Source organism: Bradyrhizobium sp. USDA 4510, assembly GCF_054059095.1.
Window position 1 is genome coordinate 2351270 of sequence record NZ_JBSSBT010000001.1, and the last position, 24936, is coordinate 2376205.

The window sequence follows — 24936 nt, forward strand, 5'->3', positions numbered from 1 at the left end:
GCGCTGAAAATGCTGCGTTAGCGAACTAACAGTGATACGTTATATCTCGCTGGGACCGGACCTTGTGCAGTCGAAACTTCGAGGCATCCATGACCAAACACCTCTCGCTCGTCGGCGCACCTTCGGTGGAGGCGCTGCCACCTTCGGGCCTCGCTTGTCTCGTCATCGTGGCAAGGCAGCATGGCTTGCATCTGACCCCGTCCCAGCTGATCCACGACAACCTCCTGGGCGATCAGGAAGTCACGCTGGCCGAGCTTTTGAAGTGTGCGAATTCCTCGGGCATGACGGCAAAGGCCGTCACGCTGGACTGGAAGGGTCTGAGCCATCTCAAGAGGGCGCTGCCGGCCATCGTTCGGCTGCGCGACGGCAGCCACATGGTGCTGCTGCGCCTCGAAGGCGACGAGAACAGCTCCCGGGTGGTCCTGCAGGATCCGAACGCGAGCGAGGACGCGCTGCTCGTCATCGATCAGCCGCGCTTTGAGGACATCTGGTCGGGCGACGTCGTCATGGCCAAGCGCGACTATGAGATTTCCGACGAGACGCAGCCGTTCAGCTTCGGCTTTGTCACCGCATTGTTGTTCCGCGAACGGCGCATCCTGCGCGACGTCGCGATTGCGGCGCTGATCCTGGGCTTCATGGGCCTGGCACCGATCATGTTCTGGCGGCTGCTCTCGGACAAGGTTATCTTCTACAAGGCCTACAACACGTTCTATGTGCTGTGTACTGCGATGCTCGTGGTCATCGTGTTCGAGGCGGCATTCTCGTTCCTGCGGCAGTATCTGGTTCAGCGTTTGACGGCACGCCTCGACGTCAAACTGTCGACCTACGTGTTCGAGAAGGTGCTCAATCTGCCGATCGACTACTTCGAGCAGAATCCCGTCGGCCTGATTTCCCGGGATATCCGCGAAGTATTTCGAATTCGCGGCTTTCTGACCGGGCAGTTGTTCGGGACCATTCTCGATTCGACGACGCTGTTCTTCTTCCTGCCCGTCATGTTCTTCTTCAGCCCGCTCATGACGCTGATGGTTCTTGCCTTTGCTGCGATGATCGTGACCTGGCTGATCGTGATGCTGCCCGCCTATCGGAAGAAGTCCTCGGCAACCCTGGCGGCCGAAGGGGCACAGGGAGCGTTTCTGATCCAGAGCCTGAACGGCATGCGGACCATCAAATCGCTGGCGCTCGATGCGCGCCAGCGCCACATGTGGGACGTGCTGGTGGCGCGCGTCGCCAAGGCGCGGCTTGCGGAAGGCATGACCGGAACCGCCATCCAGACGCTGGTGAAGCCGTTGGAGCGGCTGGCGGTGAGTGCTCCCTATGCGTTCGGCGTCTACATGGCCGTGTCGAGCGGCGATCCGGTCTATGTTGGCGCGCTGTTTGCCTTTCTGATGCTGTCGCAGCGCGTTGCCGGCCCCCTGATGCAGATGGCCCAGCTCATCAACCAATATGACGAGGCGCGCACCGCGGTCACGATCGTCGGCAGGCTGGTGAATCAGCCGGCCGAGGAGGGACGCTCCGGCCATGGTGTGAGGGTCCCGCTGAAGGGGCTGGTCGAATTCTCCGGCGTCACGTTCAAGTACAAGGGCGCGGTGTCGCCGGCGCTCAACAATATTTCCTTCGAGATTCCGCTCGGTACGACGCTGGGCGTGATGGGCAAGAGCGGCTCGGGCAAGACCACGATCACGCGGCTATTGCAACGCCTGCACTCCGACTATGGCGGACTGATCAAGGTCGACGGTATCGATGTCCGCGAATACGACGTCGACCATCTCCGGCGCAACGTCGGCGTCGTGCTGCAGGAGAACTTCCTGTTCAGCGGCACGATCCGCGAGAATATTGCGGCCGCAAAGCCCGATGCGACCTTCGATGACATCGTCAGGGCGGCGCGATTGGCCGGTGCCGAGGAATTCATCGACAAGCTGCCGCGAGGCTATGAGACCTATATCTACGAGGGATCCACGAATCTTTCCGGCGGCCAGCGCCAGCGCCTCGCGATCGCGCGAGCGCTGATCGTCAATCCGCCGATTCTGATCCTGGACGAAGCGACCAGCGCGCTCGATGCGGAGAGCGAGACGATCGTGAACGCGAATATTTCGCGGATTGCCCATGGCCGCACGCTGATCATCATCTCGCACCGTCTGTCGTCGCTGACGAAGGCCGACGCGATCCTCGTTCTCAACCGCGGCGTCGTCGACGATATCGGTCGTCATGAGGAACTTCTTGAACGGAACGACATCTACAGCTCGCTCTGGTACCAGCAGAACACTCACCTTGCGCCGGCGGGCCGCAATGAAAAGAATTTCAGGAGTCCGACCCTTGTCTCCTAATCAAGCTTCGCTCGCGACCGTTCGCCAGTTCCAGTCCGAGACCGATGCGATCCGCGAGGCCGCCGAGCCGTTGCTGGCCCGCGCAACGCTGTTCGTCCTGGTGGGGTTCCTCGCCGCCGTCGTGGCGATCATGTGCTTCACGCGCGTCGATCGCGTGATCACGAGCGTGGGCGGCAAGATCGTTCCCGTCGATCAGATCAACGTCCTGCAGGCTTTGGACGCGTCCATCATCAAGACGATCGATGTTCGGGAAGGTCAGCAGGTTGAGACGGGACAATTGCTCGCGACTCTGGACTCGACGTTCACGGCTGCCGATGTCACGCAGTACAAGCTGCAGGTTGCGAGCCTTGAGGCGCAGGTCGCTCGGGACGAGGCCGAATTGTCCGGAAAGCCGTTGTCGTACGGCCAATCCAACGATCCTGATGTCACCAGGTACAACTCCTTGCAAAAGGCGCTCTACGACCAGCGCGTCGCGCAGTACCACGCACAGGTGAACAGCTACGATTCCAAGATCAGCCAAACCGAAGCGACGATCCAGAAGTCGAAGAAGGACGACGAGCGGTACAGTCAGCGTGCCGAGATCGCCGGCAAGATCGAGGACATGCGCTCGACGCTCGCCGAAAGCGGCAGCGGGTCCAAGCTGAACCTGTATCTTTCGCAGGACACGCGCCTGGAGCTGTTGCGTCAGATCGACAACACGCACAACACTTTGCTGGAAGCGCAGCACCAGCTGGATTCCTTGAAGGCGGATCGCAACGCCTTCACCGAGCAGTGGAACGCGCAGCTGAGCCAGGATCTGGTCACGACGCGCAACAACCTTGATACGGCCCGCTCACAGTATGACAAGGCGATCAAGCATCAGGACCTCGTGCGGTGGACGGCTGCCGAGCCATCGGTCGTCTTGACCCTCGCCAAGCTCTCGGTCGGTTCCGTGCTGAAGCCGGGTGATCCCTTCATCACGCTGATGCCGCTCAAGACGCGGCTCGAGGCGGAGATCCAGATCCTGTCGCGCGACGTCGGCTTCGTCCGGCCCAACGACCCCTGCACGATGAAGGTCGATGCGTTCAACGCGGCGGAGCACGGTACGGCCGAAGGCAAGATTCGCTGGATCAGCGAAGGCGCCTTCACGAACGACGATGATGGAAAGCCTGTCGACGCCTTCTATAAGGCGCGGTGTTCGGTCGACCAGACCAACTTCAAGGATGTTCCGAAGACCTTCCGCCTCATCCCCGGCATGACGCTGCAGGGTGATGTCAATGTCGGCACCCGCTCGGTGGCGATGTATCTGCTCGGCGGCATGCTGCGCAGCGCAAAAGAAGCAATGCGCGAGCCATGACGGTATCGACGCGTTCCCTTCTCGACTTGCTGCGCCCCGGCTCGTCCCGTTCAGACTCGAAGCCGTTTGAACGGGGGCTGGAGGCGTACGAGAACCAGCAATATCTCGAGGCGTTGCGGTTTTGGCGGCTCGCCTCGCAAGCCGGCGATCCGGAGGCGGATTACCGGATCGGGTTGCTCTATGCGCGGAACGAGGGTGTTATCGGCAGCCTTCCGGATGCGGTCGCGTGGTACGAACGCGCCGCCCTGAAGGGACATACCGAAGCCCAATTCCAGCTTGGCTTGATCTACTTCAACGGCGTCAACGCCACGGTTGGACCGAACAGGCCAGAGATGTGGCGGCAATCCACTGCGGCGCGTCTGGGCGACAAGGCAGTCAACCTCCACGATCTGGTTTTCCCGAACGGAATCGGCGTGCCCAGGGATATCGACGCCGCGTTCCTCTGGTTATCGGTGGCGGCGGAGGCCGGCAAAGCGGAGGCGCAAGCGATCCTTGGCGATATGTACGCCAACGGGCAAGGCTGCACGAAAGATCACGCTGCCGCCCTGCGCTGGTACGAGGCCGCGGCCGAGCAGAAGGCGGCGGCCGGTGAGTTCGCGCTTGGCGATGTGTATTATCAGGGGCGGGGCGTTCCCGTCGATTTCGCGCAGGCCGCGATCTGGTATCACAAGGCCGCGGAACAGGGACATGTGCGCGCACAGGTTGCGCTCGCTTTCATGTGCCTCAAGGGCACCGGGCTTCCCCAAAATGTCGAGGAAGCCGCGCGACTGTTCCAGAGCGCCGCTGCCCATGACGATACGATCGCGCTCTACAACATTGCACTGCTGCGGTTGAGCGGCAAAGGGGCTGTCAAGGATCTCGACAGGGCCGAGACCGCATTGCGCAAGGCGGCGCGGAAGGACTACCTGCCGGCGATCCAGGCGCTGGCTGAGTTCTATGCGCTCGGAACTGCCGCCGAGCCGGATCTGCGCGAGGCGGCATATTGGTACGAGAAGGCGGCCGAGCGCGGCGATACGCAGGCGCAGTTCCTGACCGGACGCTTCTATGCCACCGGCACCGGCGTTCCGCCCAGCATCCGCCAGGCTGCGAAATGGTTCGAGCGTGCGGCGGAGGGCGGCCATGCCACGGCGGCCCACAACATTGCGGTGTTCTATCTCAATGGCAGGGGCGTGGCGCGCGACGTCGCCACTGCGATCAAGTGGTTCGAGCGCGCGTCCGAGGGAGGCATTAGCGCCGCGGGCGTGCAGCTCGGCCGGCTCTACTCGGCGGGCAACGGCGTGCCGCGCGATCAAGTGCGCGCGGCGGAGTGGCTCAGCAAGGCGGCCGACGGCGGCGATGCCGATGCGAAGACGGCCTATGCGATGTTTCTTATCCAGGATGAACCGTCCGCGGAGCGTCTTGCGCAGGCACGTGCGCTGCTGACCGACGCTGCCGAGGCCGGCCATCCGGCCGCGGCATTTCAGCTGGGCGGCCTTCACATGGGAAGATCCGGCGGCGCCGTCGACGTTCCGGCCGCAGCCCAATGGTTCAAACGCGCGGCGAGCGCCGGCCACGTCGAGGCCCAGCACACATTGGCGCTACTGTATTCCGATCCCAAGAGCGGCCTCAAGGATCCGCAGGCCGCCGCCGGCTGGATCGTCAAGGCCGCGGACGGCGGCAACGCTGCGGCGCAGTTCAAGCTTGCGGTAATGTATTGCACCGGACAAGGCGTCGAGCAGGACCTCGCCAACGGCGTCACGTGGTACGAGGCGGCGGCGCGCCAGGGCCATACGACGGCGCAATACAACCTTGCCGTGATGCTGGGCCGGGGACAGGGCCGCGATGCCGATCCGGCGAAGGCGGCCGAATGGTTCGAGGCCGCTGCGAAGCAGGGCATGATCGAAGCCCAACTCGCAATTGGCGATGCGCTGCGCGCCGGCAACGGCGTCGCACAGGATCGCGATCAGGCGCTGTACTGGTATCGACAAGCGGCGCAGCAGAACAACGAAGGCGCGCGACGTCGTCTGCAGGCAATGGGCGAGAGCGTTGGCTGAGATTGTTGGAGGCGGCATCGCGTCGCGCGCAGGCAACGGCAGAGATGATGGACAGCTTTGTTTTTGAGCGCGAAGGCACGGAAGCGGGCAAGTCCGCGTGACAATCTAGGCAGAACTAACAATGGTTTTCACATCGACGACAGAGAGATTGCGCTAATGTTGCGTTCGCGGAAGAAATGCTCATTGTACCTCTGGTTGTGTGGAGATGATCGATAAGGATCAAGAGGTCACGATCCGGGCATGTCAGGCAGCGTGATCTCGGGATCGAACTTCCGCGCGACCGGGAAAGAAACTGGACCCGGCGCTAAGCGTTGGCAGGAGATTGAGTGGCAATGAACAAGATGGTCGAACGGAGCGTCAGGGATACGAAGGATATGTTGCCCGTTGCCAGTCCGGTTCAACAGGACGACCATCCGCAGAGCCTGTTCCTGGATCCCGACGTAGGCGATCTCCAGTCAGGATCGCGTCTGCGCGGCGCGATACTGGAGTATTCGGGGCGTGGGATTTCGGGTTGGATTGTCGATGCCCAGTCGCCCGCTTCAACAGTTTCGATCGCGCTTTTTGTCGGTTCCCACTGTGTCGAGGAGGGACGGACAGGCCGATCTATGCCGGCCCGCGTAGGTCCGCGGAGCGTGATCGGACGTCCCGGATTTCGTATCGATCTATCCGCGCCGGGAGTGCGCCGTCGCTTGGCGCGCGCCCTGAGAAACGCGCTTGTGGAGCCTAAGCGTGCGCAGATCTATTTGCGTATCAGCCTGAATGATGGCGAGTACTACGAAATACCCCTGTTCGAGAACTATACGCCAGGCGAATTGATCGTCGCGCTGGGGTTCTCGACCGCGGACTACGACGACCTGTTGTTTCCGAGCAACAACAGGATCGTTGCTGGACTGGCGGACGCGCCTCCCAAGGAGGTGCGCTACATTTGCTTCTACCTCCCGCAATTCCATTCATTTGATGAAAATGACAGGTGGTGGGGGCCAGGGTTTACCGAGTGGACCAACGTCGCGCGCATGCGTGCCCAGTTTCCGGCACACGAGTCCCCATGGTTGCCGGCCGATCTTGGATTCTATGACGTCCGGCTGCCGGAAACGCGTCGTCAGCAGGGCGAGCTTGCGCGCCAGTACGGCATCGATGGATTTTGCTACTACGTCTATTGGTTCCAGGGCCGAAGGTTATTGGAAAAGCCGCTTCAGCTGCTGCTCGAGGACGGCGAGCCGAACCTGCCTTTCTGCATTTGCTGGGCAAACGAGAATTGGTCTCGTCGGTGGGACGGCTCGGACGCTGAGCTTCTGTTGGGACAAAACCACTCCCTGGACGACGATGTCCGCTTTATCGACGACATGGCCGACCTGCTGCTCGATGAGCGCTACATAACTGTCGACGGTCGAAAGGTCATCGTCATCTACAGGCCGTCATTGTTGCCGGACAAGCAGCGCTTGTTCGAGATTTGGCGCGAGCGAGCCAGAGAACTCGGAATCGGCGAGCTTCTCATTTGCAATGCGATGACGTTCGGAGAGTTCGATCCGCGCGACGTCAATTGCGACGCGGCAATCGAGTTTCCTCCGCACACGGTCTCGACAAGGGAGGTGCCGCCGACCGAAGTCCATGCACCGCCGACCTTCGCTGGAAAGGTGTACGACTATGTCGACGCCATGCGATCGTCGATCGGCAAGATCTACGACTTCCCGTTCTTTCCTGCGGTGATGCCGCGTTGGGACAATACGCCTCGCAAGGGGCCGCGCGGTCACGTCTTTACCAGGTCCAGTCCGGAAGCGTTTGAGGTTTGGCTTCGCGATGCAACCCTGCGTGCCAAGGGCAACAGCTTTTCCGAATCATTGGTGTTTATCAATTCCTGGAACGAGTGGGCGGAAGGTGCGCATCTCGAGCCGGATTCGCGCCATGGACGGGCGTTTCTCGAGGTCGTGCGAAGGGTCGCTTCGGCTGAGCCCATTTCGGCCCAGATTCGAAATAGCCCGGATTTGCTGGATTGCCTGAGTAGGCAGGAGCTCGAGTGGGCGGTAAAAGAAGCCTCGACGCATGTCGAAATGCTCGCAAGCCTGCACCGGTCGGGCCTCACCCATTCGGGGGTGCAGCGCGTAAGAAGCGGCACGCCAGTGGAGGCAGAAGGCGCGTCCGGTAATCCGGCAGGTTCGTTGCTGGTGATCGAGAACATCAATTCTCAAACCGGCGAACGGGTGATTGTCGATCCGCGCTATGAGATATTGGTGCGGGGATGGATTTGCGCGGGCAACGCCTTTGAGGCCAGCCGACAGAGAACGGGATTCCTGGTCCTGTCGGGGCTTACTCCGGATGGCGCAGCAAACGGCGGCTATTGCCTGATCGTAGATTGGCACGAGCGCGTGGACGTGAAGGAGTATATGAAGGCCGAGAGCAAGGACTGCTATTTCGGTTTCCAGCTGTCCTTCTCGATTCGAGATTTGCCGGATGGTGAATATCAACTCGCGGTTCTGGAGGTCGGCGACGGGACTAGTGCACTCGTGCGGTCTCGCCACTCGATCATCGTGAGACGTTGAGGTCGCCACCAATGCTCGCAAGTGTTGTCATCGCGTGCTACAAGCATGAGCAGTATCTTGAGGAATGCCTTGAGACCGTCTATCAACAGACGTTTGCCGACATCGAGCTCGTCATCGTAGACGACAATTCGCCGGACAAGAGTTTTGAAGTCGCGCAGAGGGTCCTCAAGAAGAGGTCGTTCGGAAAGCGCTTTGTTTCCTGCAAGCTGCTCAAGAACCCTCAAAATCTTGGCGCCCACTACACCTGGAACAGGGCATTATCGCTGACGAACGGCGACATGATTTTCCTTTTGAATTCGGACGATGCCTTTTCCAAGGATCGGGTTCGGCTGTTCGCGGATAAGCATGCCAATGATCGGCTGTTCTTCGGCTTCTCGGCGGTTGAGCCAATCGACGAACATGGAAAGTCGATCAGCAACTTCCAGTTTCCAACGCGCCTGCGCTATGCGATCGATCGGGCCCAGATCGCAGGTGCGCCGTTGTCATGGACATTTCTGGATTCTCAGATCGCGGCATCGACCGGAAACTTTGTCTTCAGCCGTGAACTGCTGCGGCAGGTGGGTTGGCTTGCCGATCTCAAATACTGCCATGACTGGGACTTTGCGTTGCGCGCGGTAACCAAGGTCGAGCCGACCTATCTCGAGACCGACCGCTATCTGTACCGACTTCATTCAACCAACAGTTTCCGAAGTCTGAGCAAGGTGGCAGAGAGCGAGACAAAGGCTTGCATGATGTCGTATTGCCTGAATGCAATCGCGTCACGGCCTCAGAACAAGACCTGCCTCAGTCCGTCGAATTTCGGCGATTCATTCTATGACTTCGTGAAGCTGCACCCGAACTTCAACTATTGGGTGAAGCAGATCTACGCGCCCTATCATGTAGAACACCGGACGGTGGAGTCGAACGATCGGACCCGGCCGGTTCGCTGGCGCTGATCGAGCAATGCAAGGCCAGCCTTGTCCGTTCCGACACAATCGGAACGGGGCCTTGATTGGGATGGAGACCGAGCGATTGCTTCATCGCTTCGTCGGCTGGGAGCCTGGCGTCCGATCGAATTGCGCCGACGAGAGGTCTGGAGCGTGCCGCAGCCGCAGCAGGGTGCTGGAACTCAAAAAGCTGAACGCGCCGGGCGGGAGGCTTGCGGATAAACGATGTCAAAAGCATCGTTCTTGTAAGCCCGAACGACTGGCGGACTGCTTCATTCCCGTCGTCCATCGGCGATCTCCGATCGTTCCGGTCCCGTGACGCGGTTTTCGTGCAAATGACGTCGAGCCCCCTTGCTCTATTGTATTGATTTTCCTCGAAATAACCTTACAAGAGTTAATTGTGAGCACTGCGTGTTATAGCCTTATTCTTGTAGGATATGTGCGCTAATAGGGAATTCGTGGTGCGAACCAATGTTAATAGCTTGTTGATCTCGTGGAGCGGCTCAGGTTGGACATGGAAATTCCAGCATTGTCTAGTTTCAGCTCAGGCGTGAATCTCGATACGCTTCCAGCAAGTGAGATCGAGACAAGGCTTAGAGATTTCTTTTCCGGGCGGATCGCAAATCCGAAGCCCGACGAGCTGATCCAATCGGTCAAGCAGTTGGAGCAGCAATTCGGTGATTACAAGGAATTCCAGTTTGCAAAGGCGGCGGCGCTTGTGCAGGCATGCGATTTCGCCGGAGCGCGTGGAATCCTTCTCGACCTCGTCAAGCAGATGCCATCCGACTCGCGGGTGTTGCATCGCCTGGCAATCGCGGCCCTCAATATGGGGTCCGCCCATGAAGCGCAGGATGTCTATCTTGCCGCGCTCATTGCGGCCCCGAAAAGTGAAAATCTGCGGCGAGAGTTTGCCGGCCTCCTGCGCGTGATGGAGGCCAAGAAGCTCTACGCCGGGGTCGATCGGAAGAAGCACGGCTTGGCGGTGGTGTGCGCCATCAAGAACGAAGGCGACGATCTGCTGGAATGGCTACACTTCCACAAACTGGTCGGCGTTGATCACTTCTACCTCTACGACAACGGCAGCACTGATGATACTCGTGCCGTGATCGAGTCCTTCCCGTGGCCGGAAATGATCACCTATCATTTCGTGGAAGGGGAATTCGGCCAGATGCGCGCGTTCTCGCATGCGATCGACAGCTACCGCAATTGTGCCGAATGGTGCGCCTTCATCGATGCCGATGAGTATCTGTTTCCGACGCAGGCCGGCAACATCAAGGACGTCTTGACCGAGCTCGGACCGGCGCCGGCGGTGGCGGTGCATTGGTTGAACTTCGGGTCGAACGGTCACGACGCGAGGCCGGCCGGTCTGTGCATCGAATCTTTCACGCGTCGTGCTCCGGACGATTTCCCGGATCATTTCATCATGAAGTCAATCGTGCGGCCTGACACCATCGTGTCCTATCTGCATCCCCATCAATCGCTTGTCTTGGGTTGCTACGTTCACGAGGACGGCGCGCCTGTCTTCCCGATCGGCGGGCGCTGCACTGCTCCGAAGCGGAACAAGCTCGTGATCAATCACTACTACACGAAGTCGCGGCAGCAATTGCTGAAGAAGCGTGAGCGGGGCAGGCCGCTCGGCGATGGAGATCCTGAAAAGATCCGCGCAATGGAATTCTTCACGTTGCGCGATCGCAACGATGTCGAAGACGCCACGATCCAGAGGTTTCTTCCGGAGCTGAAGAAACTGGTTCAGGGCTGAATTCAAGGGAACAGCGATGTCCTCGCTGGAGGAGGGCGCGCCAGGCGGCGCGCCCGATCGTGTGCTTGAAGTGATTCTTGATCGCCGCGATCGGCTACTCTGGCCGCAGCGATCGGCTACAGCGGTTCCAGCCGGTATTTCGCAAGCAACTGCTGTGCGGCGACGAGATCAATCTCTGCCGGCCTTTGGAAGATCGACATGTTGTTGGCGCGCGCGATTTCGCGAGCGACCGTCCGCACCGAATGGTAGTGGGGACGATTCTCGAAGTCATGAATTGCGATGAAGGCTCCCGGTGCGGCGTGAAGCACGCACTGTACGAAGCAAGCCACGCGAAACCGGCCGTCAACGAAATACAGGTCGGCGGTCTTGCTTTCCGGACGCTCCCAGACACGTTCGTGATACTCGGGCCACGAGCGCTCCTTGTCCTTTTCCACGGGATAACCCCACTCGCGCAGCTTGCCGATATCGACGTGCAGCAGCAAAGGCTTGGTGCTCGCGTCGCCCGTGGCGTCGGCAACGTTGGCGAGCCATTCCGCGGAGGAATCGATGGAAATGACCCACTCCTTCTTGGTTTGACAGGCCAGCCAAGTGCTTCCTCCCGAGCCAAATTCCAGATACCGCGTCGAGAGGTCCACGAAACTTTTGAACAGTGTCAGTTCCTGACCGTCCATTGCGATGTTCATGACGGGATTCCGTGGTTTCTCGAGTTGTTGTCTGGCGGGTGGCTGCCAATCCACCGTCGGAAGGCGGTCGCGGCTCGTCAAGCAGCGATGACATCTGGTTGAGTCGTCATCGCGCTTCTCGACGTCCTGTTGGCGGCCATCCACGCCGGTGATTGGAAAGATCGGCGACTACTGGTTCAGGCCGACGCGCTCCACCTTGTAGCCGCCCTCCAGGATGGCGCGCCACCAGGGTTGCTCGTCGACATACCAGCGCACGGTCTTGGCGATGCCGGTCTCGAAATTCTCCTCGGCGCGCCAGCCGAGCTCGGTTTCGAGCTTGGTGGCGTCGATGGCATAGCGGCGGTCGTGGCCGGGCCGGTCGGCGACGAAATTGATCAGCTGGCGGCGCGGGCCTGCCGCGGCCGGCACGACCTCGTCGAGCAGGTCGCAGATGCTCTCGACCACGTGCAGGTTGGTGCGCTCGTTGCGGCCGCCGACATTGTAGGTCTCGCCGACCTCGCCGCGCTCCAGCACCAGCGTCAGCGCCTTGGCGTGATCCTCGACGAACAGCCAGTCGCGGATGTTCTTGCCGTCGCCATAGACCGGCAGTGGCTCGCCGGCGAGCCCCTTGATGATCATGTGCGGGATCAGCTTTTCGGGGAAGTGATAGGGGCCGTAATTGTTGGAGCAGTTGGTCACCAGGGTCGGCAGCTCGTAGGTCTCGCGCCAGGCCCGCACCAGGTGATCGGACGATGCCTTGCTGGCCGAATAGGGCGAGTTCGGCGCATATGCCGTGGTCTCGGTGAACAGCCCTTCGTCGCCGAGCGAACCGAACACCTCGTCGGTCGAGATATGCAGGAAGCGAAACCGGTCGCGCTTCTCGGGCGAGAGCGAACGCCAGTGGCGCAGCGTCTCCTGCAGGATCGTGAAGGTGCCGACGATGTTGGTCTGGATGAATTCGCCGGGGCCGTCGATCGAGCGGTCGACATGGCTTTCCGCGGCAAGGTTCATCACAGCATCGGGCTGATATTTCTCGAACAGCCGGCGCAGGTTCTGCGCCTCGCAGATGCAGGCCTTCTCGAAGGTGTAATTCAGGCTTTCGGCGGCACGGGGCAGCGAGGCCAGGTTTGCCGCATAGGTCAGCTTGTCGATGTTGACGACGCGGGCGTGGGTGTCGCGCAGCAGGTGGCGGACCACGGCGGAGCCGATGAAGCCGGCGCCGCCGGTGACGAAGATCGTCGATCCCTTAAACCGCATGTTTGAATACCTCCGCCGCGCGCGGCTCGCCGTGGAATGAGCGGTAGACCGACAGCAGGTACTCGCCGTAGCTGCTCTTGGCGGTCTTCTGTGCGACCCTCGCGAACGCCTCGAGCGAGATGTAGCCCTGGCGCAGCGCGATCTCCTCGGGGCAGGCGATGCGCAGGCCCTGGCGCTGCTCCAGGATCTGGACGAAATGGCTGGCCTCGACCAGCGAGGAATGGGTGCCGGTGTCGAGCCAGGCAAAGCCGCGGCCGAGCACCTCGACGTAGAGGTCGCCGCGTTCGAGATAGGCCTTGTTGACGTCGGTGATCTCGATCTCGCCGCGCGGGGATGGCCTGATACCGGCCGCTATGTCGACCACATCATTGTCGTAGAAGTAGAGGCCGGTGACCGCGACGTTGGATTTCGGCCGCTTCGGCTTCTCCTCGATCGAGAGCGCCCGGCCGGTGCCGTCCAGCTCGATCACGCCGTACTGTTCAGGCGCGTTCACGACATAGCCGAACACGGTGGCGCCTTTCTTGCGGATCGAGGCGGACGACAGCATGCTCGGCAGGCCGTGGCCATAGAAAATGTTATCCCCTAACACAAGGGCAACGGAGTCATCACCGATGAAGTCGCGTCCGACGATGAAGGCGTCGGCAAGACCCCGCGGGGTCTCCTGCGTGGCATAGGCGAACCGGACACCCATCTCGCTGCCATCGCCAAGCAAGCGCTGGAACAGCGGCTTGTCCTGCGGCGTGGAAATGATCAGGATATCGCGGATTCCGCCCAGCATCAGCGTCGACAGCGGATAGTAGATCATCGGCTTGTCGAACACGGGCAGCAGTTGCTTGGAGACGACTGTCGTCACCGGATAGAGGCGCGAGCCGGTGCCACCGGCAAGGATAATGCCTTTCATGGTCCCTCACAATTTGACTATCAGAACATAACATATAGCGTGCGCTGCACAAGTTTGTTATGAGAAGGCAATTAACATTTCAAGCGCGTCAAACTGGAACAAATGTTAGATGAACGTCATCAAGACCGAGCTTCCTGAAGTCCTGATCGTCGAGCCGAAGCTGTTCGGCGACCAGCGCGGCTTCTTCCTCGAGACCTACCAGTCTCCGCGTTATGTCGAGCACGGCATCACGCGTCCGTTCGTGCAGGACAACATGTCCCGCTCGGCCTATGGCGTGCTGCGCGGGCTGCATCTGCAAAACCCGGTCACCCAGGGCAAACTCGTCTCCGTGCTGCGCGGCAAGGTGCTGGACGTTGCCGTCGACGTGCGCGTCGGCAGTCCGAATTTCGGCAAGCATGTCGCGGTCGAATTGAGCGAGGAGAACCGCCGGCAATTATGGGTGCCGCGCGGCTTCGCCCACGGCTTCGTGGTGCTCTCGGAGACCGCCGACTTCTTCTACAAGTGCGATGATTTCTACAGCCCCAAGGACGAGCTCTCGATCCGGTGGAATGATCCAGCGATCGGGATCAAGTGGGGCGTCGACAAGCCACAGCTGTCGGCCAAGGATGCGGACGCGCCGCTCCTTGCCGACGCCAGCAACCTTCCGACCTATGGACAAATCTGATGCGGATTTTGTTGACGGGAACACGCGGCCAGGTTGGCAGTGCGCTCAAGCCTTTGCTGGAGAGCCACGGCACGATCATCGCGCCGCCCACCGCGGAGTTCGATCTGTCGAAGCCGGAGATGCTGACGAGCCAGCTTGAGAGTCTGAAGCCCGATCTCATCATCAATCCGGCGGCCTATACCGCCGTCGATCGCGCCGAGGACGAGCGTGAGCTGGCGTTCCTGGTCAACGCGAAGGGACCTGAAGCGATCGCCAAATGGGCTGCAACGAACGGCGTGCCGCTGGTGCATTTCTCCACGGACTACGTCTTCAATGGTTCGGGCGACAGGCCGTGGCGCGAGGACAGCCCGACCGAACCGCTGTCGGTCTACGGCGCCAGCAAGCTTGCCGGCGATGTCGCGATCCAGGCGGCGGGCGGGGCGCATCTGATCGCGCGCACCTCATGGGTTTATGCCGCAAAGGGTACGAATTTCCTGCGCACCATCGCGCGGCTCGCCGGCGAGCGTAAGGAGCTGCGGATCGTGGCCGATCAGATCGGTGCGCCAACCACGGCATCAGCGATCGCCGGTGCGGTCGCCGGCATCGTCCTGCCGAACCTCACCACGTTGCACGATCAGCTCGCGCGCCGGGGCGGTGTCGTCAATCTCGTCTGCGCCGGCGAAACCAGCTGGCACGGCTTCGCAACCGCCATTGTCGGCGGGCTGAGGTCCCGCGGGGTCACGCTGGCGGTCGAGAACATCGCTCCGATCGCAGCAGCCGATTTTCCGACCAAGGCGGTGCGTCCGGGCAATTCGCGGCTGGATCTGTCCCGGCTGAAGGCGCAGTTCGGCGTGGCGATGCCGACCTGGCAGGAAGCGCTGGCGCGCGAACTGGATGCATTTGTCCAGCTCGGCGCGCCCGCCCACGCTTAGGACGGCTTCGGAAGTGGGATGCCGGTGCGCGTGAAGAAAACGCGTCAGACAAGAAAAGAGCCTTGGTTCTGATTTGATCAGAACCAAGGCTCAAGGATTGAACCGGCCGGCGGCTATCGTCGCCGGGCGCGAGCGCTCAGCGCGGCCGACCGATGCTGTCGTAGGTGAAGCCGTGCGCGGCCATCTCGTCCGGACGGTAGATGTTGCGCAGGTCGACGACGACCGGATGCTTCATCTCCTGCTTGATGCGCTTGAGATCGAGCGCGCGGAACTGGCGCCACTCGGTCACGATCACCAGCGCATCGGCCTGGCGCGCGCATTCATAGGCATCCTTGCAGTACTCGATCTCAGGCAATTCCTTGCGCGCCTGCTCCATGCCAATGGGATCGTAGGCACGAACCTTGGCGCCGAAGTCGATCAGGCCGTTGATCAGCGGGATCGAGGGCGCCTCACGCATGTCGTCCGTGTCGGGCTTGAAGGTCAGGCCGAGCACGCCGATGGTCTTGCCGCGCAGTTCGCCGCCGAGCACGTTGGCGACCTTGCGCGCCATCGCGCGCTTGCGGTTGTCGTTCGCGGTCAGCGTGGCCTCGACGATTTTCAGCTGGACGTCGTGGTCGAGCGCGGTCTTGAACAGCGCACGGGTGTCCTTCGGGAAGCAGGAGCCGCCATAGCCGGCGCCGGCATGCAGGAACTTGGTTCCAATCCGGTTGTCGAGCCCGATGCCGCGCGCGACCTCCTGCACGTTCGCCCCGACCCTCTCGGAGAGATCGGCGATCTCGTTGATGAAGGTGATCTTGGTGGCAAGGAAGGCATTCGCGGCGTATTTGATCAATTCCGCCGTGCGTCGCGCGGTATAGAGGATCGGCGCCTGGTTCAGATAGAGCGGACGATAGACTTCGCCCATCACCCTCTTGGCCCGGTCGTCCTCGGTGCCGACGACGATGCGGTCGGGATGGCGGAAATCCTGGATTGCGGCGCCTTCGCGGAGGAATTCGGGGTTCGACGCAACGGCGAAATCGGCGTCGGGATTGGTTTCGCGGATCAGGCGTTCAACCTCGTCGCCGGTGCCCACGGGCACGGTCGACTTGGTCACCACCACGGTGAACTTCTTGAGCGCCGCGCCGATCTCCTTGGCAGCAGCATAGACGTAGCTCAGGTCCGCATGGCCGTCGCCGCGCCGCGAGGGCGTTCCGACAGCGATGAACACGGCATTGGCGTCCGCGACGGCGCCCGCGAGCTCCGTCGTGAAGGTCAGCCGTCCGGCCGCGGCGTTGGTGTCGACGAGCTTATCGAGGTCAGTTTCGTAGATCGGGATCTTGCCGCGCTTCAGGGCTTCGATCTTGCCGGCGTCCTTGTCGATGCAAACGACCTGATGGCCGAAATCGGCAAAACACGCTCCGGACACGAGACCTACATATCCCGTTCCAACCATTGCAATCTTCATGAATCCGCTCGTCGATCAGTGTGGAGAGGAGGAGTTAGCACTAGCACAATTGGCGCCGACAACGCCAAGTTTTATAACGCATAGTTTGTGTTGGAGGTCGGCGGCTTTTTGTGCAAACGGTGATCGCCCCAGTGCAGCTGAGCGCCCGCTAGTCACCTCGGGCGCACCATGGACACATTCTCAACTTGAAATCGACCGACATTCGAGCTGCCGTTTGAGGGTGGACATGAGCATGAAGACGATTAGCAAGCAGAAGCCCTCAGGAGCTGAATACGCGTCGTTGCAAACGCGGTTCTCCAGATCCGATCGCACGACGTTTTCCGGGTTTGTCTATGATCGCGCCGATCTCGGCCGGCGTTACACTGTCGACCTGCTCGTCGACGGCGAGCCATACATGTCATCATTGTGTGACGAGTTCGTAACAGAGCTTGCCGACGCCGGGATCGGCGACGCTCGATTTGGCTTTACGTTCAACGTGCAGGATCAGGTCAGCGCGAACGCCGGGATCATTGAGGCAAGGCTGGCAAATATCGGCACTCCCGTCGGTGCTCCGATTCGCTGCGATGTCGCTGCGCCGGAAGCGCGATGGCACCGGATCGGCGATATCGAGTGGGTCGGAGGTCTGCGCTTCGAAGGCTGGCTTGCTCAGGACATCGACGAGGAAATCGAAATCCTGATCGCGCAACGCCCGGTGATGACCGTGAAGCCGACCGGGTGGACCAACGTTGCGCGGGGCGGCGAGTTCGGCGTCGGCCGCCGGATCGATTTTCATCTGCCCGAGCATTTTGCGGACGGTCGCATGCGCGGACTATCCGCGCGGACGATTTCGGGACGGAGTCTGATCTCGGAGCCGATTTCCTTTGTCGCTTTCGATCGCGGATTGGAGCAAACGCTCGCGGATCTCGGGCGCTGGGATAGCGAGCGGCTTCGTGGAGAGCTGTTCGACCGGGTGCTGCCGGCCTCGATGCCGTTTCACGCCTATCGCGGCTGGAAAGAGCGCTTCTCGCCGACGACACAATCTGAACAGTCTGATGTTGCATCCGAGGCGGCAGTCGTCCTGATCGGCGATGTCAGGGTGGACGAGAGCATCGAAAGCCTCGAAGCCCAACGGCACTCCGCCTGGTCGGCGGTGTCCCTGCCGGCGCGAGCGTTCAGTCAATTCGACCCGAAGGCAGCGCGCGAGTTTGTCGAGGGCGATGCCGCCGGCAGTGCGTTCTTTGTGTTTTGTCTGAGCGGAACGATCCTCGCGGAAGACGCCTTGCAGCGCTTCGCCGATCTCTTCGCGTCCGAGCCCGGCTGCGATCTCGTCTATGGCGACGTCGAGGTCGCTGCAGGCGCCGGCGCAGTCTGGCCGCTGGCGTTCTCCGCATTCGATCTCGAGCGCGCGCTCGAGCAGGGCTATGGGGCGTATTGTTTTGCAGTGCGCCGGGAGCGTGCCGTGGAAGCGCTGCGATCGGCGACGTCGCTCTACGACATCTTCCTTTGCTGCGCGGAGCCGGATCGAACCTATCATCTTCCGGGATCGGTTGCGGCATTGCCGCGGATTGATGCATCGGCCGCAACCTCCGAACTGGTCGCCGCGAGCAAGGCGTATTTTGCCAGAGCCGGCATCGAGGCCAATGTCGAGCCGCGGAAAGCGGGTCTTCTTCCGGCTGTTCAGGTCAAGCGCGCCGTCGATTGGAGCGAGCGCACCACCATCATCATCCCGACCAGAAATCGCGCCGAGCTGCTCAAGCGATGCATCGAGACGGTCATGCCGGCGGCAAATGAGACGAACGCCCGGATCCTTGTCGTCGACAACAGCTCGACCGAGCCGGAAACGCTGGACTATCTGGACAGCCTGTCGGCGCAGGAAATCGACGTCATCTCGGTCGAGGGGCCCTTCAACTTCGCATTCATCAACAACGCCGCCGTCGCTTGCGTCGATACGGAGAACATCTGCTTTCTCAACAATGACGTCGAGGCGCTCGACGACAGTTGGTTGGCGGAGATGCTGTGGCGGCTCGCGGCTCCCGACGTCGGAGCCGTCGGTGCAAAGCTGCTCTGGCCGAGCAGCGTCGTGCAGCACGGCGGAGTGGTGCTGGGAGCCAATTTCTCGGCCGCGCACGCCTTCAACGACCGGATGGATGGTGATCCCGGCTATGGCGATTTGCTTCAGGTGGCGCACGAATGTTCGGCGGTGACGGGGGCGTGCCTCCTGATGCGCAAGCGCGATTTCGTGGCCGTCGGCGGCATGGACGAGATCCGCTTTCCGATCAGCTTCAACGATATCGATTTGTGCCTGAAGCTGCGCCAGCTCGGAAAGCGGATCGTGTTCACGCCGGACGCGAAACTCGTTCATCTGGAATCGGCAAGCCGCGGTCGCGATTCCGCGCCGGATCGCAGGGCACGCTTCAGGCGCGAGCTGTCGATCCTGCGCGCGAAATGGGGCGAGGTGCTGCTCGACGATCCCTATTACAGCCCACTGCTGGGGCTGGATTCGACGCCGTTCTCCTCGCTTGCATGGCCGCCGCGATCATGGAAGCCGCGTGCCAACCTGCCGCCGGTGTCGACCGCTCCTCCGATCGGGTTGTAGCAGGACGTCATCGACCGCCCAGTCGCGTACGGCAGCAATCGTTGCATCGGCATCAAAGCCTGGCTGCAGCTGCAGGTCCGTGCTTCGGCCACGTCCCGGACGAGTTGGACTCCATTCCGTCACGGCGATCGGCAGGCCGGTTGCCAGCAGCGCGTCCACCAACGGATGGCCAAACGCCGGTTTGCCGATGTCGAGAACCAATTTCGTGATGCCGTGACCTTCGATGAGCGTGGCGACGTCGTCGACGACAATATCGCCGGTGACGATGACATTGGTGCGCTGCATCAGCTTGAGATCGTCGAGGGTACTTCCCAGCACGATGATCTCGACGTCTTGGTCGGCGTCGGCCAGTTGATCGCTCAACGCTCGTATGAAGCGAAATTCCGCGGCGTTGGCGTGCAGGACCAGCAGGCCGAGACGCGCGGGGCCGCTCGCGGCGGGATACAGCGCCGGCGGCGCGGGCGGGTCGCTCAGCCTCACGGCTTGCAGGCCGAGAACCCCTTCCGAAAAGGCCGCGCCGTGGTCATCGATCGCAGTCACGCGCCGCGCCCCGGCGACCAGGCTTGCCCAGTCCGGATGAACGCCTGATCCAACCGCCGCGCGCGTTGCAAGCGCGGTGTCGGTGATCAGGAGGTCGTAGGCAAAGTGTTGCGTGAGCTGCGCCAGACATGCGCCGGGAATGCGGTTCGGCTCTGCGATCTCGAGCGATCGGATTCCGAGATCGGCGAGAGACTTCAGAAGAGCTTCGCGGCCCTCAGGCGTCGCAACGTCGAGTACGATCGACTGCGGCGCTCCGCCATCCGGATCGAACATCGCAGCCAGCTGGCGTTGTCCCTCGGAGCGGATCTGCACGACCACACCGTGCTGATCCTCTGCCGCCAACTGCCGGCAGCGCCTGATGGCAATTGCGCGGCCGGCGAACGAGCCGCACAGGATGACGGATGGGCCGATGGCGACCTGCTGGTTCGTGAGCAGCTTGAGCTCAAGCGCGGCCCGGCAATCGCGGAGCGGATCGGCAAGCAGGAATGCGGCGCAGTCCGTCGCATAGCGCCGGTAACGGTGTTCGAGAACGCGAAGATTTCGCATCACGAGCGAACGCTTCTCGCCCAGAAACGAGCGCGAACCCTCGTGTCCGACGAAAACCGAAGGAATGCAGACGTTGCGGAAGCCCGCCTCCGCCGCGCGCAGGCAGAAGTCGACGTCTTCGAGATAGCCGCGATAGAAGTCGTCGGAGAGCTCGCGCACGGCGTCGAGGCATTCGCGGGTAATGTAGAGGCAGAACCCGATGCCGTTGGGGATGTCGATGGCAATCCCGGAATTTGCCCTGCCTGCAAGTTCATCCAGCAATTCGATTTCGCCGGCCGCGGGCAGGGGATTTGACCGGTTCGGGACTGGAAAGCTGGTGTATTCGCCGTTGTTCGACAGCGGGGTCGCCGTGCCTACCCGCGGCGTCGCTTGCACGGCGCTGCGCAGGCGTTGCAGCGCGTATTTCGGCACGATCGTGTCCGAGTTCAGCAGCACGACGTCGCCGGCGCCGGTCTCGCCGAGCGCCCGGTTGACCGCGCCGACAAAGCCAAGATTGTGCTCGTTGGTCAGGAGGCGGATGCGGAACTCGGCGGCGAGCTCGTTGAGTAGGCGCTTGATGTCGGGCTCGGGCGACGCATCATCCACGACGACGATGGTCGAGCCCGGCGTGCAGGCGAGCGCATTCAACGCGCTGTCGATGCAGGCTCGCGTTGCGGCCAGATCCCGGTATACCGGGATGATGATGGTGAGTGGAGGAGGTTCGCCGTTTCGAAGGCGAGCCGGCCGGTGTGGTGCGGTCCGATGATCCGGAACGCGGTTGGCCGGGAGTTGAACACTTGCGATCACCCGGTCCGCCTGCGTGATCTGCAGGCGCTGCGAGGTCGCGGATGCGGGCCGGATCAGACGGAAGCTCGCAGCCTGTCGCCCGTCACGCGCGAATCTGTGGCGTGGATCGGCGGGAAGCTGGATCGTGCTGGATTGATCCGCCTGCGCCAGCGAAAGGTGCGGGTCGTCCGGCCCGCGCCACGTCACCCATCCCTTCACCTCTTCATCGAGAAAGTCGATGCGGGCGCAGCTGTCCTGGCCGCTCTGTTCGAGCAGAAGGAGGGCGCTCCTGACCGAATCCGGATCGCCATCACGCCGCGTGACGCTTCGCGCCGCCTCGATCTGCTGAAGGTCGTCGCCCCAAGCCATCATTCGCCGGGCAGCGACCAGATCGTCCGGCTCGAGCTCGAGCGCCCTCGCCACGCTGGCGATGGCCGCATCCCTGAGATCGAGATGAAACAGCGCTTCCGCGCGCAGCAGATGGGCGCGAGCGCCCGGATGCGGCAGGATCCGGCAGCGGCGGTCGGCGAGCGCGAACGCCAGGCGGAAATCACGCGCCTCGAGCGCCCCGACAGCGGCCCGCTCGAGATCGACGTGGTGGAGCGTTTTGGACGTAAAGGCGATCCTGCGCGCGGCGGCGGTCAAGTGGCGCCCTTATCTGCCCGCATGGTCAGCCTGCCGTCTTGACGGCGCCCTGCCGGCTCCGGAACACGCGCACCCGTCCCTCGAGGCGGGGTCCGTCCTGGTGCGGCATCGGAGCGGCGGGTTCGACGCGCCGTGGCTGCTGGGGCGCGAGCGGGGCTGCCTGCACCCGGCGCTCCTCGAGATTGAGCTTGAGGCCCACCAGCGGTTCCCGTCCGGACGGACCCGACACCACAATCCGGTTCCCGGTGACCCGCAGGGTCGGAGCCCCGAGGAAGATGGTTTCAGCCGCGATGGCGTAGCGATCCGCGCCGGGACCCGAGGCCTCCAGCGAGAACCCCGTGATGGCCAATGCGCGTCCCCGGGTTCCGGCAAAAGTTCCGAGAGGAACGAATTGGTTGTCGCCGCGCTGCGGCCTAGCGAACTTGACCGCATATTGCAGCTGGAGATCCCGCGGCTTGTTGGGCCATTCGAGGGAAATTCCCTCGATCCGGGCCGGCGCGGACGGTCCGGCAATCCAGACATTCGAGCCGACGGTCACGTCGCCCAGGCCCGCGACATGCGCGAGCAGCTTGAGGTCGCTCAACTCGCCGGGGCCGGCCTCCGGCTCGAACATGTCGAATGGCTGGCTGGCCGGCTGCTCAGCCGCCTGTCCCTGGGTCAGCGGCTCGATCTTGATATTGGCGGCGGTCGACCCGCCGACGCGCCCTGCCGTGACCTCGACGATCAGGCGGCTCGGTCGGGCGACCGACACGACCAGCGCGGTCTCGGGCGCGAACAGGGTTCCATTGACCACGTCCGGCCCGGTAATGATATTACAATTGTTAAGACTGGCGCGATCCGCGTATACGCGCACCACCGGAGGTGACACCTTATCATCTGCGCCATTGTATCGAACCAGGAAGAGACCCCGTGCCAGATCAATGGTTTTCTGCTGAATCTGTTCGTTCATTGTCGCCTGCGAGCCTAACGGAATGGATTGGTAAGTCTCCTGCAGTGTGCCCCAAAAATCTGTGTGATAGAAGGGGGCTTAATGTTAATCCGGTAAGATAGTTTCGCTCGCCAATCGATGACATACCGCCGGTGATGATGCAGACCCTGACCCCAATCGAAGACCGCGCGGCCGGGGGGCGCGCTCGCCCGCCAATGAACGTCCTGTTCGTCCACAATAACTTTCCAGCCCAGTATCGCCACATTGCGCGCGCGCTCGCAGAGCAGCCCGGCAACAGGGTCGTTGCGGTCGGTTCATCGACCGCGAGCACGACGCCGGATATCCGGCTGCTCAAATATTCGACGACCAAGACGGATTCCGCGGTCGTCCATCCGTTTGCCCGGCGCTTCGATGTCGAATCGCGGCGTGCCGAAGAGGTTCTGTACGCGCTGTCATCGCTGTCGGGGCAGGGCTTCGTGCCCGACCTAATCTTCGCGCATCCCGGTTGGGGCGAGACGCTGCCGCTGCGCACGATGTTTCCGCGCGCGCGGATCATCCTCTATTGCGAATTCTACTACGGTGCCGAAGGCAGGGACGTCGGCTTCGATCCCGAGTTTCCCATGACGGGCCTTGATGGCAACGTCGCACTCCATCTGAAGAATGCGACCACGCTGCTGGCGCTCACGGAATGCGATACGGGCGTCTCGCCGACGCCCTGGCAGAGGTCGACCTTTCCCGCCGAGTTTCAGAGCAAGATCGAGGTGATCCACGAGGGCGTCGACACCGACGAGGTGAAGCCCAATCCCGTCGCGCGGTTTCAGCTTCCGAACGGCGCGACGCTGTCGGCGGACGACGAAGTGATCACCTACGTCTCGCGCAACCTCGAGCCGGTGCGCGGATTCCATATCTTCATGCGGTCCCTGCCGAGGATACTCGCCGCGCGGCCGAATGCGCAGGTTGTGATCGTCGGCGGCAGCGGGACATCCTACGGGGCGAACCCGCCCAAGGGTTCGAGCTGGAAGTCGATGTTCCTGGACGAGATCAAGTCGGATATCGACCTGCGCCGGGTGCATTTCCTCGGCCGGATTCCTCGGGAACCGTATCTCGAGCTGCTGCAGATTTCCTCGGTGCACGTCTATCTGACCTATCCCTTCGTGCTGTCCTGGTCGCTGCTGGAGGCGATGAGCGCGGGATGTGCGGTGGTGGCATCCGACACCGCCCCGCTTCGCGATATCATCTCGGACGGCAACGGCCTGCTGGTGCCGTTTTTTGATATTGATGCGCTGTCGGATCAGGTACTGTCGGTGCTGTCACGGCCCAAGGCCTTCAAGAAGATGCGGATGAAGGCGCGCAGCTTCGTGCGGGACAATTACGACGCAAAGCGGGTCTGTCTGCCCCGGATGCTGACGCTCGTTGATGAAGGTGTCCTCCCGCGCACGTACGGGGGATAACGCCAGGAGTTTGCGATGCCGCTTGTCATCTCGGTTGCCCAGCGCAAGGGCGGAGTCGGAAAGACGACCCTTGCGGTCTTGCTCGCCGCAGAACTGGATCGGCGCACGGGCGTGGTCGGACTGGTCGACGCCGACTCGCAGGCGTCCGCGTGTCACTGGGCCGAGCCCGGCAATCTGTCGTTCCCCGTCTACCAGCTTGATCCGGAAACCCGGCCGGTCGCCGAATGGGCCAAGCTGATGCGCCAGATTCCGCATCAGATCATCGTGGTGGACTCCGCGCCGAACGATCGGGTGCTGGGCGCGGTGCTCGCGGTCGCCAATATCGTGCTGATGCCGTGCACGCCGTCCGGCCTTGACATCGAGGCCACCGCGCGGACGCTCGACATCGTGCGGGAAGTGCGCGCCACGCGGCGAACGGCGCTCCGTGCCATGATCGTGCCGAACCGCGTCGACCAGCGCACGCTCGAAGGCCAGCAGCTGATCGAGGAGCTTGATACGCTCGACGAGGAGATCGGGCCGATGATCGGCAGCCGCTCGGCCTATGTGCGCGCCGTCGCCTTGGGGCAATCGGTCGCCGATTTCGCCGGCGGGACGCCCGCGGATCTCGAGATCAAGATGCTCGCCGATCTCGTCATGAGCTGGTGCGGGATCGCGCCCAGGCAGCGGGTGGCGATTTAACAGAGCGCGCCGGCGGCTTCACGACAGGCCAACCATGCCGGCATGGGAACGAAA

18 protein-coding genes are annotated in these 24936 nt (G+C 62.1%); 12 read left to right on the forward strand and 6 right to left on the reverse strand.

What is annotated here, in order from left to right; all coding sequences use genetic code 11:
• Positions 1–89: 89 nt before the first annotated feature.
• The 6 genes from ACVMDN_RS10395 (at position 90) to ACVMDN_RS10420 (ending at position 10915) form a co-directional block, all read left to right on the forward strand.
• Entirely contained in the window at positions 90–2324 is a 2235-nt protein-coding gene (locus ACVMDN_RS10395; RefSeq protein ID WP_057020230.1) for a peptidase domain-containing ABC transporter, read from the forward strand.
• Entirely contained in the window at positions 2314–3660 is a 1347-nt protein-coding gene (locus ACVMDN_RS10400; protein ID WP_076833256.1) for an HlyD family type I secretion periplasmic adaptor subunit, read from the forward strand. The genes ACVMDN_RS10395 and ACVMDN_RS10400 overlap by 11 nt, the downstream gene beginning before the upstream one ends.
• Positions 3657–5693: a tetratricopeptide repeat protein gene (locus tag ACVMDN_RS10405; RefSeq protein WP_229190042.1), complete on the forward strand. Its 2037-nt coding sequence runs from the start codon at positions 3657–3659 to the stop codon at positions 5691–5693. Before ACVMDN_RS10400 ends, ACVMDN_RS10405 begins: the two co-directional genes overlap by 4 nt.
• A 332-nt stretch (positions 5694–6025) precedes the next feature.
• Positions 6026–8230 (forward strand): glycosyltransferase WbsX family protein, encoded by a 2205-nt coding sequence (locus ACVMDN_RS10410; protein WP_456835248.1) that lies wholly within the window; start codon positions 6026–6028, stop codon positions 8228–8230.
• Between the two features lie 11 nt (positions 8231–8241).
• Positions 8242–9165, forward strand: a complete 924-nt coding sequence (locus ACVMDN_RS10415; RefSeq protein ID WP_168856486.1) for a glycosyltransferase family 2 protein — start codon at positions 8242–8244, stop codon at positions 9163–9165.
• Between the two features lie 505 nt (positions 9166–9670).
• Positions 9671–10915, forward strand: coding sequence for a glycosyltransferase family 92 protein (locus ACVMDN_RS10420; RefSeq protein ID WP_057020235.1), 1245 nt, complete (start codon positions 9671–9673; stop codon positions 10913–10915).
• Positions 10916–11031: 116 nt separating this feature from the next.
• Here ACVMDN_RS10420 and ACVMDN_RS10425 read toward each other — a convergent pair whose 3' ends face one another.
• The 3 genes from ACVMDN_RS10425 to rfbA all read right to left on the reverse strand — a co-directional run bounded on the left by ACVMDN_RS10425 (position 11032) and on the right by rfbA (position 13735).
• Positions 11032–11598 carry a hypothetical protein gene (locus ACVMDN_RS10425; protein ID WP_225161215.1) on the reverse strand — a complete coding sequence of 189 codons (567 nt, stop codon included), beginning with the start codon at positions 11596–11598 and terminating at the stop codon, positions 11032–11034.
• Between the two features lie 168 nt (positions 11599–11766).
• Entirely contained in the window at positions 11767–12834 is a 1068-nt protein-coding gene (rfbB, locus tag ACVMDN_RS10430) for a dTDP-glucose 4,6-dehydratase (RefSeq protein ID WP_057020236.1), read from the reverse strand.
• On the reverse strand, positions 12824–13735 hold the full coding sequence (gene rfbA, locus ACVMDN_RS10435; RefSeq protein ID WP_018270712.1) for a glucose-1-phosphate thymidylyltransferase RfbA: 912 nt from the start codon (positions 13733–13735) through the stop codon (positions 12824–12826). Before rfbA ends, rfbB begins: the two co-directional genes overlap by 11 nt.
• 109 nt (positions 13736–13844) lie before the next feature.
• Here rfbA and rfbC point away from each other — a divergent pair, with 109 nt between their 5' ends.
• On the forward strand, positions 13845–14399 hold the full coding sequence (gene rfbC, locus ACVMDN_RS10440) for a dTDP-4-dehydrorhamnose 3,5-epimerase (protein ID WP_028331576.1): 555 nt from the start codon (positions 13845–13847) through the stop codon (positions 14397–14399).
• Complete coding sequence (gene rfbD / locus ACVMDN_RS10445; RefSeq protein ID WP_456835247.1) at positions 14399–15310, forward strand: dTDP-4-dehydrorhamnose reductase; 912 nt, start codon at positions 14399–14401, stop codon at positions 15308–15310. Before rfbC ends, rfbD begins: the two co-directional genes overlap by 1 nt.
• Positions 15311–15446: 136 nt before the next feature.
• Here the strand turns inward: rfbD and ACVMDN_RS10450 are convergent, their stop codons facing one another.
• A complete protein-coding gene (locus ACVMDN_RS10450; protein ID WP_456835246.1) occupies positions 15447–16754 on the reverse strand; it encodes a UDP-glucose dehydrogenase family protein in 1308 nt (435 codons plus the stop codon).
• Here ACVMDN_RS10450 and ACVMDN_RS10455 point away from each other — a divergent pair.
• Positions 16753–19329: a glycosyltransferase family 2 protein gene (locus tag ACVMDN_RS10455; RefSeq protein WP_456835245.1), complete on the forward strand. Its 2577-nt coding sequence runs from the start codon at positions 16753–16755 to the stop codon at positions 19327–19329. The genes ACVMDN_RS10450 and ACVMDN_RS10455 overlap by 2 nt on opposite strands.
• Here the strand turns inward: ACVMDN_RS10455 and ACVMDN_RS10460 are convergent.
• Positions 19270–21201, reverse strand: coding sequence for a glycosyltransferase family 2 protein (locus ACVMDN_RS10460; RefSeq protein WP_456835881.1), 1932 nt, complete (start codon positions 21199–21201; stop codon positions 19270–19272). The two genes, ACVMDN_RS10455 and ACVMDN_RS10460, sit on opposite strands and share 60 nt — an antisense overlap.
• Between ACVMDN_RS10460 and ACVMDN_RS10465 the strand changes: the two genes are divergently transcribed.
• Entirely contained in the window at positions 21157–21867 is a 711-nt protein-coding gene (locus ACVMDN_RS10465) for a hypothetical protein (RefSeq protein ID WP_456835925.1), read from the forward strand. The genes ACVMDN_RS10460 and ACVMDN_RS10465 overlap by 45 nt on opposite strands.
• Here ACVMDN_RS10465 and ACVMDN_RS10470 read toward each other — a convergent pair.
• The gene (locus tag ACVMDN_RS10470; protein ID WP_456835244.1) at positions 21851–22774 is read right to left on the reverse strand and encodes a hypothetical protein; all 924 of its coding nucleotides are present in this window, start codon (positions 22772–22774) and stop codon (positions 21851–21853) included. The genes ACVMDN_RS10465 and ACVMDN_RS10470 overlap by 17 nt on opposite strands.
• 194 nt (positions 22775–22968) lie before the next feature.
• Between ACVMDN_RS10470 and ACVMDN_RS10475 the strand changes: the two genes are divergently transcribed.
• Together ACVMDN_RS10475 and ACVMDN_RS10480 are read left to right on the forward strand one after the other, a co-directional pair.
• Positions 22969–24204 carry a glycosyltransferase family 4 protein gene (locus ACVMDN_RS10475; RefSeq protein ID WP_057020241.1) on the forward strand — a complete coding sequence of 412 codons (1236 nt, stop codon included), beginning with the start codon at positions 22969–22971 and terminating at the stop codon, positions 24202–24204.
• Between the two features lie 15 nt (positions 24205–24219).
• Positions 24220–24882: a ParA family protein gene (locus tag ACVMDN_RS10480; protein ID WP_028345280.1), complete on the forward strand. Its 663-nt coding sequence runs from the start codon at positions 24220–24222 to the stop codon at positions 24880–24882.
• Positions 24883–24936: the final 54 nt, after the last annotated feature.